This is a genomic window from Azospirillum terrae (assembly GCF_053470425.1).
This window is the reverse complement of record NZ_JBPXMR010000001.1, coordinates 889,823-905,626: the sequence shown is the minus strand read 5'-3', so window position 1 is coordinate 905,626 and position 15,804 is coordinate 889,823. Positions and strand designations below refer to the sequence as shown.

Genomic DNA, 15,804 nt, shown 5'->3' with positions numbered 1-15,804 from the left:
AGATAAGTTCCTGGCCGGCTGCGCCGGCGCCACCCTCTCCCCAACCCCTCTCCCGTCGAGGGAGAGGGGGTTATGGGTCAATGCACCGTCGTCGGCCGCCCGTCGCCACTGCGGCGGCCGCGGACGGAGGTCAGGCAGAAGGCGTGCCAGCACAGATCCATCATGGCGGCCGGCACCTCCTCGGTGTCGTAGCCGGCCATGGCGTACGTGCCCGACGCGTGCGCCATGGCGGCGCCGATGGCGTTGGCGCTCAGCCCTGTGGCCGCTCCCACCAGCGCCAGCGTCTGCCCCAGCGCCCCCGCGTCCAGCCGGACCGAGGCCGGCGCCACCGTCATCTCCAGCGTCTCGCCGCGCAGCCGGCCGACCGCCACATAGGCTTCCAGCAGATCGTCGCGATCCTCCGGCCGCAGCACGGCGGCGACCACGCGGCTGCCAGACAGGCGGCCGACGCCGTCGAACTCGAACACCACGCCGCGCTCGGACTGCCGGGCGCCGGCCAGGGTGGCGGCCTTGCCGGGCAGCGGGCCGCTGGAGATGCGCGCCGCTTCCTCGAACAGGTCCGGGTTGCCGCCGCCTTCGGTGTGGACGATCAGCGGCCCCTCGGTCACCGCGACGGTCGCCAGCAGGCGCGCCATGAAGTCGACCGTGGTCGCCGGCTGGCCGTCCTCGTTGCCTTGCAGAAGGTCGGTGCCGCGGCGGAGCATGATCTCCGCGAAGCTGAAATCGTTGTCCAAAATGCTGTCTCCCGAAACGCGCGGCGGACGCTAGCGCAGCGCAGCCTCACTCCCAAAGCGAAAAGGGGCCCAAAGCAAAATGGGGCGAAAAAGCGAAAAGGCCGGACTTGCGTCCAGCCTTTTCGGTCTCCGCAAGCGGAGGCTTCCGGCGGTATTCCCCATCGCTGGGGTCTCGCGCAAGACGTAGCCGCCGGCTGTGCGTCTGCGCACCAGGAGCCCGCCTTGGCGGGACACCTACGTGGTACGTGCCGTTTCCAGTCGCGTCCACCGGACAAACGATGCGCCGGTCACAGGGACGAGTCAAACACGCTGACGGCGTAGCCTTACCCCGAATGGCCGATGACCGAGGCGGTGCGGCGCACCGCCGCCTCCGTCTCCTCCACCAGCTTTTCCATCAGCGCCGCCGCCTCCTGCCGCCGGGCCAGGCGCACGCCCTGGCCGGCCCACAGCGACAGGAACTCCGCCCGGCCCTGCTTGCCGGCGGCCGTCCGCATCGGGCGGGTCAGCGCGTTCTGCAACGGGAAGGGCAGGATCGCCTCGGGCGCCGCGTCCACCTCGTCCATGAAGCGGTTGGCGATGCCGCGCGCCGGGCGGCCGGAGAAGGCCCGCGTCACGCGGGTCTCATGGTCGCGGGCGGCGAGGATCGCCTGCTTATAGGCCTCGGTCACGCCCGCCTCGTCGCAGGTGAGGAACGCCGTTCCCATCTGCGCCGCCGCCGCCCCCAGCGTCAGCACCGCGGCGATTCCCCGCCCGTCCATGATGCCTCCCGATGCGATCACCGGAATGCGCACGGCATCCGCCACCTGCGGCACCAGTGCCAGCGTGCCCACCATTCCCGCGCCGAAGTCGTTCGCGAAGGTGCCCCGGTGCCCGCCGGCCTCGCTGCCCTGCGCCACCACGGCGTCGGCGCCGGCCTGCTCCAGAGCCACCGCCTCGTCCACCGTGGTCGCGGTGCCGACGAACAGCATGCCGCGTGCCTTGATCGCCCGCACCACGTCGGCCGACGGAATGCCGAAGGTGAAGCTGAACACCGCGGCTCCGCTGTCCAGGCAGGCCGCCACCTGCCCGGCGAACCCATCGGTGGGCAGCGTCGGGGCGGCCAGCGTCGGAGCAGTGGGTGCGGGCAGGCCCAGTTCGGCGTAGTACGGCGCCACCCGGTCCAGCGCCGGGGCGGGATCGGCCGCGGCAGGGGCCGGCGTCGGGGCGAAGAGGTTGACGCCGAACGGCCGGCCGGTCGTCGCGCGGACCGCCTGCGCGGCCTCGGCGATCTGCGCCCCGGTCAAATAGGCGACCCCCATCGAGCCGAGCCCGCCGGCCTCGCTGACGGCCGCCACCAGCGCCGGCGTGTCGCCGCCGCCGGCCATCGGCGCCTGGATGATCGGGTGGGTCAGGCCCAGGCGCTGTGTCAGGATGGTCTGGAACGGCATGCTTCACTCCTCCGCTTTGGTCGAAGCGCGAGAGTACGGCGGCGCCGCGAGCGCGAAAAACGCTTTTCCTTGATAGAAGCTATCGGTTTCGGCGATCACTCCGCCGCGTCGGCGTGCAGCACCCGTGGCCGGGCGTGGCGCAGGAAGGCGCCGAGCGCGCTGGACAGGAAGGCGTCGCGGCGGCGGATGAACACCGTCTCCACGTCGGCTTCGGCCGGCGGCAGGTCGTGCACGGCCACCAGACCATCCCGCACGGCCCGCGCCGCCACGGCGCGCGGCAGCATGGTGATGCCGATGCCGGCGCCGACGCAGGCAAGGATGCTGTCCAGCGTGCCGAACTCCAGCAGGCGCAAGGACACGATGCCGCGCCTGGCGAGGATCGCCTCCAGCCGGTGGCGGTAGGAACAGCCGGCGCGGAACACGACGATTTTCAGCTCGCTCTTGCGCGCCAGTTCGTCCAGCGAACGCACCGCCCGCGCGGTTACCACCACCATCTCCTCGTGGAAGACGGCCTCCTCCTCCAGGTCGGGGTGGTCCACCGGGCCGCAAACGAAGGCGCCTTCCAGGCGGTGCTCCAGCACGTCGGCGATCAGTTCGGCCGTGGTGCCGGTGCGCAGCACGAGGTCCACATCCGGATGGGCCGCCGCGTAGGAGGCCAGCACCGGCGGCAGCCGCAGCGCCGTCGTCGTCTCCAGCGCACCCAGCGTCAGCGCCCCCCTGGGAGTGCCGTCGTCCTTCACCGCTCGGCGCGCATCGTCGAGCAGCAGCGCCACCCGCTCCGCGTAGGGCAGCAGCCGGCATCCGGCGTCGGTCAGCGCAACGCCGCGGCTGTGCCGGTGGAAGAGCGGCACGCCCAACTCCTCTTCCAGCGTGCGGATGCGGGCGGTGACGTTGGATTGCACGGTGTTCAGCGCGGCCGCCGCGCGGTTCATGCCGCCCAGCCGCGCCACCGCCTCGAACACCCTGAGATCGCCCGCGTCCATGCCCGCCCTCCGGCCGCCTTCGGTTCACGGGCAGGATACTACACCGGCGGTTCGTCGCCCAGCCAGCGCACGGCGAGTGCCCGCAGACGGGCGGTCTGCTGGCGCTGGCGGCTGCTGGAGACGGCGTAGCCGAACCATGTCAGCGCCACGATGGCGACCCAGGAGGTCACCAGATACCGCCAGTCGGCCCCGGCGATCATCAGGACCAGCACCACCAGCGTGACGATTCCCAGCACCACCCAGCACAGGATGCGCGTGCGGCGGAAGGCGGCTTCGTCGCCGGCCTCGAACTCCTGGGCCAGCGCCTGGATCTCCAGGCCGGCCTGCCGCCGGGCGTCGCTTATGGTGTCCATCGTGCTCTCCCTTCGATTCCCTCACGGAAAACGCCTGGAGGGCCGGTGCGGATCGCTTCAGGCAAGGTCCGGCTGGTTCACCGGGAAGCGCGGGTCGTGCGGATCGGTCGGGTGGCCGGGGATCTTGCCCGGAATGATGCCAATCTGGTCGGGGCGCTTCCGGTCCTGCTCGTCCTCGGGCGCTTCGGCCGGGGGCGTTTCGCGCGGGTCGGTGGTTTTCGGGTCGGTCATGGCGTCCTCCTTCCCTGAGAACACCACAGGCCTCCGCCTGTCTCGCGGCACCCCCGCTGCATAGCCCTGTGTGCATTTGCCGCGTTGCCGGCCCTCGATTGCCTGCCGAGGATGGTGGCTGTCACTCACCGAGTATGGCGGGTGTCACTCTAGTGTTTTGGCACAAACAAACTGGCCGCCGCTGCCCTTCACCGGGCGAAGGCGGCCCTTTTTTGTTTCTAGAACCGCGGCAGCGTCGGCGCGTCGTTCGCCGAGATGGCGATGCCTTCGATCTCGATCAGCCATTCCGGCCGGCAGACGGCGCCGTGCACGAGCAGAGCCGGCACGTCCGGCAGGCGCTCGGCCAGATGGGCCTCGACGCGCGGGTGGTCGGTCGGGTCGCGCAGGTAGACCAGCAGGTGGGTCATGTCCGCCAGCGTCGCCGCACCCGGCCGCAGGATGGCGTCGACGTTCTCCAGCGCGCGGTCGAGCTGGGCGATCACGTCGCCGGGGTGCACCACGGCGCCAACCTTGTCGATGCTCGCCGTGCCGGAGATGAAATGGTGCGCCCGGTCGGCGTAGCCGATCCGCGTGCCGCGCTCGAACGTGACGTTGTAGTCCTTGGTGGCGCACATGTAGTCGAGGTCGTTGAGGAACGACATCTGCTCCGGCGCCATGCCGAGCACCGAATAGGCGTCCATCGCCACCACGTCGAACTGGTGCGCGCACGCCCCCTCGATGCCGGTGCTGGCGATGTAGTGGGTGTCGGCGGTCAAGCCGTGTTGCTCGAACAGTTCGGTGCGGCTCTTGACCATGCCGTGGTAGAAGACGTCCACGTCCTTGACGTAGATCCAGGTCCGCACGCAGTGGTCGCGCAGAGTGCCGCCCTGGGCCGTCAGCGTCCCGGTCAGCGCGTCGAAGACGCCGCGCGTCTGCGCCTGGGCCGAGACCTCGGGATCGCGGCTGCCGGCGCACAGCCGCGTGCTCCACAGATGGCCGAGGCCGTTCTTTTCGACCAGCACGTGGTTCCGCGACAGCCGGCGCTTGGTGACCGTGTCGGGGCTCTCGACGTGGTAGGCGAGCAACGCCACCTTGGCGCCGGGCAGGGGCTGCTGCTGCACGATGGACACCGCGACCGGGCTGTCGGGCGCATCGTGGGTCAGCGGGCTCGCCTGGATCGCGCCGATCTGGTTCAGGATGTCGCTGGCGAAGACCCGCCGGAACACCGCCGTCTCCGGGTCGAGACCCAGCGCCCGCTGCGCCTCGGCGTAGCGGCGTTCCAGGGTGCGGAGCTGCTCGTCGAAGGAGAGGTCGGCGGGCGCCTCGACGGTGATGTAATGCTCCGTCGCGGCGTTGGCGCGGCGAAAGCTCCGGGCGGCGATGCCAGCGGTGGCCATGTGCACGTCGAACGCTCCTGATTAGCGGATCGAGACCGGACGGTCGGGGAAGCAGAGCTGGTTCTTGTCGCGCCAGCTCGGGTGGACGTAGTTGATTTCCAGCAGGCGGCGGATGCCGACGATCTTGCGCTTCTCGAAGCCGTGCCAGGTGTTCTCGCCGGGAATGAAGATCGCCGCCGAATTGAACTCGGCCGAGGAGCGCCCGACCCAGCGCCGGTCAGCGTCGTAGATGTCCGTGCCCCAGTCGGCGGTATTCGGCCCGGTGCACAGATAGACGACCATCGAGCACAGCTTCTCGGGCACGTCGTGGTGCGGCTCCAGCCACGCGCCGTCGATGTCCTGGATGTACTCGATGCGCAGATGGCTGCCCTCGGCCTGGAAGCCGCAGGTCTCACCGGCGAGGCGCGCCACATCAGGGCGCTGAAGCGCCTCGGCGAGCAGAGCGCACACCGGGAAGCTCGCCTGGAGGTCGGGGGTGAAGAAGCTGCGCTTGCCGTTGTCGCGGTCGCGCACCCCGCCGCAATCGTCGATCAGCAGCGGCATGATCGGCAGGCTGATGATGTTCAGGCACACCGCTTCGGGCAGCACGTCCTGCAGGTTCCAGTGCAGGTACGGCGTCTCGTGGCGCTGCGAGTCGAGCAGCGCCCGGCGGAAATGGCGGGCGACCTTGGCGGCGTCGGGGAGACTCGGGAGGGTCATGGCAGCGCTCCTGTTCGCGGGAGGAGGATCAGGCGTTGGAGCGCAGCTTGCGCGGCGCCAGTTCGATGATCTTGCGCAGCGGCGGGATCGACTTGGCGAAGGCGCTGAGGCTGTGGCGCCAGTATTCCTTGCGCACGTAGGATTCGGAATCGACCCAGCACAGCTGGAGGCTGGCGCGCTGGCCCTTCTGCGGCAGGAAGCCGTGCCAGGAGTGATCGCAGACGCGGAACATCAGCATCTTGCCGAATTCCGGCGCGAACTCGAAGGCGCAGTCCTCGCGGTCGGCGCTGCGCAGCACCCGCAACCGGCCGCGCTCGTACGGCCATTCCCGGCTGAAGCCCAGCAGCACGGTGACGATCTTATGCTTGGAATCGGGGTGGGCGTAGCCCTCGTTGTAGTGGCCGGTGGTGGCGCCCATCATGACGATGCAGCGGTGCCGGCTGCTGAGGTCCATGTCGAACTTGTTCTCGATCAGTCTCTCGAAGCGCGGGCTGAGCAGGTCGTTGATGACCGCGCCGAACTTTTCGCCATAGCGCAGGCTGGGCAGGCCGTAGCTGCCGCGGTGCGGGATGCTTGGCGCGTCGGCCAGCACCGCCTCCTTGTGATGCAGGCCGATGGCCTGATCCACAAAGGCGTAGTCGTAGGGATCGCGGCGCAGATCGGCGGCGACGATGGCGCTCTCGTCGAGCATCGAGAGCGGAAGATCCTTGTCCGACATGCGCCGTCCCCTCCAATGAAGATTATGTGCGTGGCAAAAGGCGGATAGAGAATACAGAAGGATGGCGTAAGGGAAAGGTGAAAAGGGATCGAAGTGAACAAAATTCAGCAATGCTTCTCGATGGTCTAGAGAGATGACAAAAATCAAGCAATTGGAACCGTTCTAAAGGCACTATCCTCTGTTCTGGCGTGTGTCATTCCTTGGAATATCATTCTCTATATTGATAACCGATCCGGTTTGAAATTTGTGCGGCGGCTGGCGACGGATCGGCGCGGACGGCGCGTATAAAGGGGTGTCATCAACCCCACCGGCAGCCGCGCACAGACATGACCATCCGTTGGAAACCGGCCGTCGCCGGCCTTACCGTTGCCCTCGGGCTTGCCGCTCTGGGTGTCGCCGTGCAGCAGCAGCTTCTTGCCCAGCAACAGACCGCCCAACCCGCTGGCGGACGGCGGCCCGGCGGCGGCCCGGTGCCGGTGGTGGCCGGGACGGTCGGGCGCGAGGACGTGCCGATCTGGCTGGACGGCATCGGCACCGTGCAGGCGTTCAACAGCGTCGTCGTGCGCGTCCGCGTGGACGGCGAGTTGCAGCAGATCGCCTTCACCGAGGGGCAGACCGTCAAGGCCGGCGACGTGCTGGCGCGCGTTGATCCGCGTCCGCTCCAGGCGCAGCTCGCCCAGGCCGAGGCCAAGAAGGCGCAGGACGAGGCGCAGCTTGCCAACGCCCGCCGCGACCTGGAGCGCAACCTGGGCTTACGCGAATACGCCTCGAAGCAGGCGGTGGACACCGGGCGCGCCCAGGTGGCGCAGCTGGAGGCGCAGGTGCGCGCCGACGACGCGGCCATCGACACGGTGAAGGTGCAGCTCAACTACACCACCATCACCGCCCCCATCGGCGGGCGGATCGGCATCCGCGGGGTGGACCAGGGCAACATCGTGCGGGCGTCCGACCAGAACGGACTGGCCACCATCACCCAGGTGCAGCCCATCGCCGTGCTGTTCACCCTGCCCGAGCAGACCCTGCCGGCGGTGCTGGAGGCCCAGGCGGCCGGTGCGGTGCGCGTGGTGGCGCTCGACCGCAACGGCAAGGCGCCGCTGGGGGAGGGGACGCTCAGCGTCGTCGACAACCAGATCGACCCCGGCACCGCCACGGTGCGCCTCAAGGCGACCTTCCCCAACGACCCGCAAAAGCTCTGGCCCGGCCAGTTCGTCAACGTCCGCCTGCTGGCTTCGGTCCGCAAGGACGGCACCGTGGCGCCGGCCTCGGTGGTGCAGCGCGGGCCGCAGGGCACCTACGCCTACGTCGTCAGGGAGGACCAGACCGTCGAGCAGCGCCCCATCAAGGTCGCCCGCAGCGAGGACGGCAAGGCGCTGATCGACGAGGGGCTGAAGCCCGGCGAGCGCGTGGTGGTGGACGGCCAGTACCGCCTGCAGCCCGGCGCGCGCGTCAACGCCTCGGAGGCGGCGCCCGCCGCCGGCAGCCCGCCGGCTGCCGACGCCCCTCGCGGTGAGCGGAAGCGGGACCGGGCGAAGCCGCAATGAACATTTCGGAACCCTTCATCCGGCGTCCGGTCGCCACGTCGCTGCTGATGGTGGCGGTGCTGCTGCTGGGTGCGCTCGGCTACCGGATGCTGCCGGTGTCGTCGCTGCCCACCGTGGATTTCCCGACGGTGCAGGTGACCACCCAGTTGCCGGGCGCCAGCCCGGACGTCATCGCCTCGTCGGTCACCGCGCCGCTGGAGCGCCAGCTCGGGCAGATCGCCGGGCTGTCGTCGATGATCTCCACCAGTTCCTTCGGCGTCTCGACCATCGCCTTGCAGTTCAGCCTTGCGCGCAACATCGACGCCGCCGCGCAGGACGTGCAGTCGTCGATCAGCGCCGCCGCCGGCAGCCTGCCCAAGGGCCTGCCGAACCCGCCGACCTACAGCAAGGTCAACCCGGCCGACACGCCGGTCATGGTGCTGGCGCTCAGCTCCGCCAGTCTGCCGCTGGAGGTGGTGTCGGACGCCGCCGACACGCTGCTGGCGCAGAAGCTCAGTCAGGTGGACGGCGTCGGCTACGTCGGCATCGAGGGCGGGTTGCGCCCGGCGGTGCGCGTGCAGATCAACCCGGCCACCGTTGCCGGCCTCGGCCTGACCATGGAGGACGTGCGAACCACCATCACCCAGGCCAACGTCAACGCGCCCAAGGGCAGCTTCGACGGCCCAAGGCAGTCCTTCGCCATCGCCGCCAACGACCAGATGGCGTCGGCCGCGTCGTACCGGCCGATCATCGTCGCCTACCGCAACGGCGCACCGGTGCGGCTGTCGGACGTCGGCGCGGTGGTGGATTCGGTGGAGAACACGCGGCTGGCCGCGTGGCACGACGGCTCGCCCGCGGTGCTGCTCAACATCCAGCGCCAGCCCGGCGCCAACATCATCGAGACGGTGGACCGCATCAAGGCGCTGCTGCCGCAGCTCCAGGCCGGCATCCCGCCGCAGATCAAGGTCTCGGTGCTGACCGACCGCACCGACACCATCCGCGCCTCGGTGCGCGACGTGCAGTTCACCCTGGTGCTGACCGGGGCGCTGGTTGTGATGGTGATCTTCCTGTTCCTGCGCAAGGCGTGGGCGACGCTGATCCCGTCCGTGGCGCTGCCGCTGTCGCTGATCGGCACCTTCGGCATCATGGCGCTGTGCGGCTTCAGCCTCGACAATCTGTCGCTGATGGCGCTGACCATCGCGTCGGGTTTCGTGGTGGACGACGCCATCGTGATGATCGAGAACATCGTCCGCTACGTCGAGGAGGGCGATCCGCCGCTCGAAGCCGCGCTGAAGGGCGCCCGGCAGATCGGCTTCACCGTGGTGTCGCTGACCGTGTCGCTGATCGCCGTGTTCATCCCGCTGCTGTTCATGGGCGGCGTGGTCGGCCGGCTGTTCCGCGAGTTCGCCATGACGCTGTCCATCGCCGTGGTGGTCTCGGCGGTGGTGTCGCTGACGCTGACGCCGATGATGTGCGGGCGTCTGCTGAAGCGCCAGACCGGCGAGGAAAACCGCCTGTTCCGCTGGAGCGAACGCTGTTTCGACGCGCTGCGCGACGGTTACGCGGCGTCCTTGCGCGTCGTGCTGCGCCACCAGCCGGTGACTCTGCTGGTCGCCGTCCTGACGCTGGTCGGCACGCTGTATCTCTACGACGTGGTGCCCAAGGGCTTCCTGCCGCAGCAGGACACCGGCGTCATCATCGGCGTCACCGATGCCGCCCCGTCCGTCTCGTTCCAGGCGATGGGCGAGCGCCAGCGCGCCGTCGCCGAGATCGTACGCCGCGACCCGGACGTGACCGCGGTGGCGAGCTTCGTCGGCGCCGGCACGGTGAACGCCACCAACAACACCGGCCGCCTGACCATCGCGCTCAAGCCCAAGGCCGAGCGCACCGCCTCGTCGGAAGAGATCATCGCCCGCCTGCGCGATGCTGTGGCCGGCGTGCAGGGCGTGTCGCTGTTCATGCAGTCGGTGCAGGACGTGCAGATCGACGCCCGCGTCAGCCGCACGCAGTTCCAGTACGTCCTCCAGGACGCCGACCCGCAGGAGATGGCGCTGTGGGCGCCGCGCCTGCTCGCCGCCCTGCGCGCCCGGCCGGAGCTGACCGACGTGGCCGGCGACCAGCAGCCGGACGGCTTGCAGGTGTTCCTGCGCATCGACCGCGACGCGGCGGCGCGGCTGCACGTGCTGCCGCAGGCCATCGACGACACGCTGTACGACGCCTTCGGCCAGCGGCAGGTTTCCACCATCTACACGCAGACCAACCAGTACCGCGTGATCCTGGAGGTGGAGCCCGGCTTCCAGATGGACCCGGACTCGCTGTCGAAGATCTACGTGAAGTCCACCACCGGCCAAGCCGTGCCGCTGAACGCGCTGGTCAGCGTCGAGCGCACGACATCGCCGCTCGCCATCACCCACCAGGGGCAGTTCCCCTCGGTGACGCTGTCCTTCAACGTGGCGCCCGGCGCCTCGCTGGGCGTTGCCGTGCAGGCGATCCAGGACGCCCAGGCCGAGATCGGCATGCCCGACACCGTGACCGCCACCTTCACCGGCACGGCGGCCGAGTTCCGCTCCTCGCTCGCCAACCAGCCCTGGCTGATCCTCGCGGCGGTGGTCGCCGTCTACATCGTGTTGGGCATCCTCTATGAGAGCACGATCCACCCCGTTACCATCCTCTCGACGCTGCCCTCGGCGGGCATCGGGGCGCTCTTGGCTCTGATGGCGACCGGGCACGACCTGTCGCTGATCGCGCTGGTCGGCATCGTGCTGCTGATCGGCATCGTCAAGAAGAACGCCATCATGATGATCGACTTCGCGCTGGAGGCCGAGCGCGAGCACGGCATGACGCCCGAACGCTCGATCTACGAGGCGTCGCTGCTGCGTTTCCGGCCGATCATGATGACGACGTTCGCGGCGTTGCTCGGCGCCCTGCCGCTGGCGCTGGAGAACGGGACGGGCTCGGAACTGCGCCGGCCGCTGGGCATCGCCATCGTCGGCGGCCTGCTGGTCAGCCAGATCCTGACGCTCTACACCACGCCGGTGGTCTACCTGTACATGGACCGGCTGGGCGCGTGGCTGAAGGGCGGGCGCGCACGTCCGGCGGACGTGCCCGGCGCTTCGCAGAAGCCAGCGGAGTAGCGCCATGGCCGGGCTCTCTACACCGTTCATCCACCGCCCGGTCGGCACGTCGCTGCTGATGGTGGGCGTGCTGCTGCTGGGGATCGTCGCCTACCGGTTCCTGCCGGTGGCGGCGCTGCCGCAGGTGGAGTTCCCGACCATCGTCGTCTCCGCCTCGCTGCCCGGCGCCAGCCCGGAGACCATGGCGTCGTCGGTCGCCACACCGCTGGAACGCCGCCTCGCGCGCATCGCCGACGTGACGGAGATCACCTCCAGCAGCAACCTCGGCTCGACCTCCATCGTCATCCAGTTCGACCTGGGGCGCGACATCGAGGCGGCGTCGCGCGACGTGCAGGCGGCGATCAACGCGGCCGGCGGCGACCTGCCCAAGGATCTGCCGAACCCGCCGCGGCTGCGCCGGGTCAACCCGGCCGACGCGCCGGTGCTGGTGCTGGCGGTGACCTCCGACACCATGACGTCGGGCGACGTGTTCAACCTCGCCGACACGGTCATCGGCCAGCGTCTCAGCCAAGTCGAAGGGGTCAGCCAGGTCAGCATCAGCGGCGGCGAGAAGACCGCCGTGCGCGTGCGCGCCAACGCCGCGGCGCTGGCCTCCATGGGCCTCAGCCTGGAAGATGTGCGCAACTCCATCTCCCAGGCCAACGCCAACGCCCCCAAGGGCAGCTTCGACGGCGAGAACGAGAGTTGGGCCATCGGCGCCGACGACCAGCTGTTCGGCGCCGAAGCCTACCGCCGCCTGATCGTCGCCGAGCGCGACGGCGCCGTGGTGCGGCTGGGCGCCGTCGCCTCGGTGATCGACGCTACCGAGAACAGCCGCCTCGCCGCGTGGTACAACGGCAAGCGCGCGGTGCTGGTGCAGGTGCAGAAGCAGACCGGCGTCAACGTGGTCGAGACGGTGGACCGCATCTACGCCGAGCTGCCGACGCTGGAGCGCTGGCTTCCGCCCGGCGTCAACGTCTCGGTGCGCACCGACCGCACGCCGACCATCCGCGCCTCCATCCGCGACGTGCAGTTCACCCTGGCGGTCACGGTGGCGCTGGTGGTCATGGTGATGTTCCTGTTCCTGCGCCGGCTGTGGGCGACCCTGATCCCCACGATTGCCGTGCCGCTGTCGCTGGCCGGCACCTTCGCCGCCATGTGGGCGTGCGGCTACAGCCTCGACAACCTGTCGCTGATGGCGCTGACCATTTCCGTGGGCTTCGTGGTGGACGACGCCATCGTCGTCATCGAGAACGTGGTCCGCCATATCGAGGCCGGCATGCGGCCGCTCGACGCCGCCGTGAAAGGGGCGCGGCAGGTCGCCTTCACCGTGGTTTCCATCAGCCTGTCGCTGGTCGCGGTGTTCATCCCCATCCTGTTCATGGGCGGCATCATCGGCCGCTATTTCCGCGAGTTCGCGGTGGTGCTGTCGGTCGCCGTCGCGGTGTCGGCCTTCGTGTCGCTGACGCTGACGCCGATGATGTGCGCCACCCTGCTGCGCGCCGAGTCCCAGCACCGCCCGCCCGGCCGCCTGTCGCGTGGACTGGAACGCGGCTTCGACGCGGTGCACCGGGTGTACGGGTGGGGGCTCGACTGGGTGCTGGGGCACCGGGCGGTGATGCTGCTGGTGACCCTCGCCACCGTCGCGGCCAGCGTCTGGCTGTACATGCAGGTGCCCAAGGGCTTCTTTCCGCAGCAGGACACCGGCCTGCTGTTCGGCACCACCGACGCGCCGCCGGACATCTCGTTCCAGGCGATGCTGTCGCGCCAGCGCGCCATCCAGGACGCGGTGGCCGAGGACCCGGCGGTGGAGGGCGTCGGCTCCTTCATCGGCGGCGGCATGTCCGGCAGCACCGGCCGCCTGTTCGTCACCCTGAAGCCCCGCGCCGAGCGCGAGTCCATCGATGCCGTCATCAACCGGCTGCGCGGGCGCACACAGAAAATCCAGGGCGTGCAGCTGTTCCTTCAGCCGGTGCAGGACATCCGCATCGGCGGCCGCACCGGCCGGGCGCAATATCTCTACGCCTTGCAGGACACCAATCTGGCCGAGCTGAACGCCTGGGCGCCGCGTCTGGTGGACAAGCTGCGCACGCTGCCGGAGCTGCGCGACGTCAGCAACGACCAGCAGAACGGCGGCCTGCAATCCATGGTGACCATCGACCGCGACGCCGCGTCCCGTCTGGGCGTGGCCTTGCAGGACGTGGACGCCACGCTCTACGACGCCTTCGGGCAGCGTCAGGTCTCGACCATGTACGCCGCGCAGAACCAGCACCACGTGGTGCTGGAGGTGGACCCCGCCGACCAGACCGGCCCGGAGGGGCTGAAGAAGGCCTTCGTCAAGGCGCGCGACGGTCGCTTGGTGCCGCTGAGCGCGGTTGCCAGTTTCCAGACGCTGTCCGCCCCGCTGTCCGTGCAGCACCAGGGGCAGTTCCCGGTGGCGAACCTGTCGTTCAATCTCGCACCCGGCGTCTCGCTGGGCGAGGCGACCATCGCCGTGCGCAAGGCGGCCGAGGACATCGGCATGCCGCCCTCCGTGCGCGGCGGCTTTGCCGGCTCGGCCCAGGCGTTCCGTGATTCGCTGTCCACGCAGCCGCTGCTCATCGGTGCGGCGCTGATCACCATCTACATCGTGCTGGGCGTGCTGTACGAGAGCATGATCCACCCGCTGACCATCCTGTCCACACTGCCCTCGGCCGGGCTGGGGGCATTGCTGGCGCTGATCTTCGCGGGGCAGGACCTGTCCATCGTGGCGATGATCGGCATCGTGCTGCTAATCGGCATCGTCAAGAAGAACGCCATCATGATGATCGACTTCGCGCTCGACGCCGAGCGCGAGCGCGGCTTGCCCCCCCTCCAGGCGATCCGCGAGGCGGCGCTGGTGCGCTTCCGCCCGATCATGATGACGACCTTCGCGGCGTTGCTGGGCGCCCTGCCGCTGGCGTTCGATTCCGGCACGGGCGGCGAACTGCGCCGGCCGCTGGGCATCGCCATCATGGGCGGGCTGATCGTGTCGCAGATCCTGACGCTGTACACCACGCCGGTGGTCTATCTGGCGCTGGAACGGCTGGCGCAGCGCCGCGGCGCGCGGCGCCCGCTGGTGCCGGCGGAGTGAGGCGCCTATGGTCGGGATGCTGAACGCGTTGCGAGGGGGATATGCGGGGTTCTGGCCAAGCTGGCCGGTGTGGGGCCGCTGTGTGTGGGCGCCCATGAGCGTCGCGCCGGACAGCGACGACGCGCTGATGGGCCGCGCCGCGGCCGGCGACGCCGCCGCCTTCGAGGCGCTGGCGGCCCGGCACATGCGCCGCGCCGTCGCCCTGGCGCAGCGGCTGACCGGCAATCCCTCCGACGCCGACGAGATCGCCCAGGACGCCTTCCTGCGCGTCTGGCAGCACGCCGGGCGTTGGGAGCCGGGGCGGGCGCGCTTCGGCACGTGGCTGTACCGCATCGTCGTCAACCTCGCCCTCGACCGCAAACGCCGGCCGGAGTGGCAGCCGCTCGACGATGTGGCGGAACTGCCGGACGGCGCCCCGGACGCTGTCGACATGATCGCCGAACGGCAGACCGCCGACCTCGTGGACGGCGCCTTGCAGCGGCTGCCGGACCGCCAGCGCGCGGCCATCGTCCTCTTCCACCAGGAGGGACTGAGCATGCGCCAAGCCGCCGAGGTGCTGGGGATCGGCGAGCAGGCTTTCGAATCCCTGCTTGCGCGGGGCCGGCAGGCCCTGAGGGCGGCGCTCGCCGCCGGGAGGACACCATGACCCACGAGCGTTTCCTGACCCTGCTCGACACCTACGGCAGCGATCTCGCGCGCTGGCCGGCGCCCGAGCGGGCCGAGGCCGAACGGCTTCTCGCCACCGCGCCCGACGCCCAGGCGGCGTGGCAGGCGGCCCGTGATGTGGAACGCCTGCTGGCCGTGCCGCCGAACGTCGAGGATGCGCGGGTGGGCCGGCTGGTCGCCGCCGTGGCGCGCCACGCCCGCGAGGTGCCGCGCGAGACGATCCTGGTGCTGCTGTTCGGCCGCATGCCGGCCCGTTTCGCCGGGGTGCTGTGCGCCGGGTTGCTGGCGCTGGGCTGGGTGGCTGGCAGCAGCCTGCACCCGCGCACGGTGCCGGGCGGCGAGGTGACGCTGCTGGCCGAGGACGTGCCCTCGCTGTTCGATGGAGGCCCGCGATGATCGCGCTGACCCGGCCGCGCGTGTCCTTCCGCCTGCTGGCGCTGGTGTCGCTCGGGCTGAACCTGTTCCTCGGCGCCATGCTGGTCAGCGCCTACCAGCACCAGGAGCCGGCCCGCGGCGCGGCCATGCCCGACCGTCTGGTCGAGCGCGTCGCCGCCGACCTGCCGGACGCCGACGCCGAGCGCCTGCGCCGCGCCTTCAACGACCAGCGCGCGCAGTTCGCCGCGCTGGAGGAGGAGTACCGCCAGGCCACGCTGCGGGTCCGCGCCATCGCCGCGCGCGAGCCGCTCGACCGCGAGGAGTTGCGCGCGCGCATGGACACTGCCCGCGCCGCCCGCCGCCGCATCGGCGATCTGGTCGAGGAAACCGTGCTGTCCCTGCTGCCGGACCTGTCGCTGTCGGCGCGCGAACGCCTTGTCGCCGGGCGACGCTGAGCGGTCTTACGCTGTCGCGATATGCCGCCTGATAAAGCCGGC

14 protein-coding genes are annotated in these 15,804 nt (G+C 70.0%); 6 read left to right on the top strand and 8 right to left on the bottom strand.

Going from position 1 to position 15,804, the window contains the following annotated elements; translation table 11 throughout:
- Positions 1 to 77: 77 nt before the first annotated feature.
- The 8 genes from ACSVDD_RS04275 to ACSVDD_RS04240 form a co-directional block, all read right to left on the bottom strand.
- Positions 78 to 734 carry a hypothetical protein gene (locus tag ACSVDD_RS04275; RefSeq protein WP_448188041.1) on the bottom strand — a complete coding sequence of 219 codons (657 nt, stop codon included), beginning with the start codon at positions 732 to 734 and terminating at the stop codon, positions 78 to 80.
- A gap of 323 nt (positions 735 to 1,057) precedes the next feature.
- On the bottom strand, positions 1,058 to 2,161 hold the full coding sequence (locus ACSVDD_RS04270) for an NAD(P)H-dependent flavin oxidoreductase (protein WP_448188040.1): 1,104 nt from the start codon (positions 2,159 to 2,161) through the stop codon (positions 1,058 to 1,060).
- Between the two features lie 95 nt (positions 2,162 to 2,256).
- Entirely contained in the window at positions 2,257 to 3,144 is an 888-nt protein-coding gene (locus tag ACSVDD_RS04265) for a LysR family transcriptional regulator (protein ID WP_448188039.1), read from the bottom strand.
- Between the two features lie 38 nt (positions 3,145 to 3,182).
- On the bottom strand, positions 3,183 to 3,497 hold the full coding sequence (locus ACSVDD_RS04260) for a hypothetical protein (RefSeq protein WP_448188038.1): 315 nt from the start codon (positions 3,495 to 3,497) through the stop codon (positions 3,183 to 3,185).
- Positions 3,498 to 3,554: 57 nt separating this feature from the next.
- The gene (locus tag ACSVDD_RS04255; RefSeq protein WP_448188037.1) at positions 3,555 to 3,728 is read right to left on the bottom strand and encodes a hypothetical protein; all 174 of its coding nucleotides are present in this window, start codon (positions 3,726 to 3,728) and stop codon (positions 3,555 to 3,557) included.
- A gap of 218 nt (positions 3,729 to 3,946) precedes the next feature.
- A complete protein-coding gene (locus tag ACSVDD_RS04250; protein WP_448188509.1) occupies positions 3,947 to 5,104 on the bottom strand; it encodes a Rid family hydrolase in 1,158 nt (385 codons plus the stop codon).
- A gap of 21 nt (positions 5,105 to 5,125) precedes the next feature.
- Complete coding sequence (locus tag ACSVDD_RS04245; protein ID WP_448188036.1) at positions 5,126 to 5,803, bottom strand: 2OG-Fe(II) oxygenase family protein; 678 nt, start codon at positions 5,801 to 5,803, stop codon at positions 5,126 to 5,128.
- 28 nt (positions 5,804 to 5,831) lie between these two features.
- Entirely contained in the window at positions 5,832 to 6,521 is a 690-nt protein-coding gene (locus tag ACSVDD_RS04240) for a 2OG-Fe(II) oxygenase (RefSeq protein ID WP_448188035.1), read from the bottom strand.
- 326 nt (positions 6,522 to 6,847) lie between these two features.
- On the opposite strand from ACSVDD_RS04240, the gene ACSVDD_RS04235 reads away from it, so the two are divergent.
- From ACSVDD_RS04235 to ACSVDD_RS04210, 6 genes are all read left to right on the top strand, one after another.
- A complete protein-coding gene (locus tag ACSVDD_RS04235; RefSeq protein WP_448188034.1) occupies positions 6,848 to 8,062 on the top strand; it encodes an efflux RND transporter periplasmic adaptor subunit in 1,215 nt (404 codons plus the stop codon).
- Complete coding sequence (locus tag ACSVDD_RS04230; protein ID WP_448188033.1) at positions 8,059 to 11,175, top strand: multidrug efflux RND transporter permease subunit; 3,117 nt, start codon at positions 8,059 to 8,061, stop codon at positions 11,173 to 11,175. The genes ACSVDD_RS04235 and ACSVDD_RS04230 overlap by 4 nt, the downstream gene beginning before the upstream one ends.
- A 4-nt stretch (positions 11,176 to 11,179) precedes the next feature.
- Entirely contained in the window at positions 11,180 to 14,266 is a 3,087-nt protein-coding gene (locus ACSVDD_RS04225) for a multidrug efflux RND transporter permease subunit (protein WP_448188032.1), read from the top strand.
- Positions 14,267 to 14,360: 94 nt separating this feature from the next.
- The gene (locus ACSVDD_RS04220) at positions 14,361 to 14,912 is read left to right on the top strand and encodes an RNA polymerase sigma factor (protein ID WP_448188031.1); all 552 of its coding nucleotides are present in this window, start codon (positions 14,361 to 14,363) and stop codon (positions 14,910 to 14,912) included.
- A complete protein-coding gene (locus tag ACSVDD_RS04215) occupies positions 14,909 to 15,328 on the top strand; it encodes a hypothetical protein (RefSeq protein ID WP_448188030.1) in 420 nt (139 codons plus the stop codon). Before ACSVDD_RS04220 ends, ACSVDD_RS04215 begins: the two co-directional genes overlap by 4 nt.
- On the top strand, positions 15,325 to 15,762 hold the full coding sequence (locus ACSVDD_RS04210) for a periplasmic heavy metal sensor (RefSeq protein WP_448188029.1): 438 nt from the start codon (positions 15,325 to 15,327) through the stop codon (positions 15,760 to 15,762). Before ACSVDD_RS04215 ends, ACSVDD_RS04210 begins: the two co-directional genes overlap by 4 nt.
- Positions 15,763 to 15,804 lie beyond the last annotated feature (42 nt).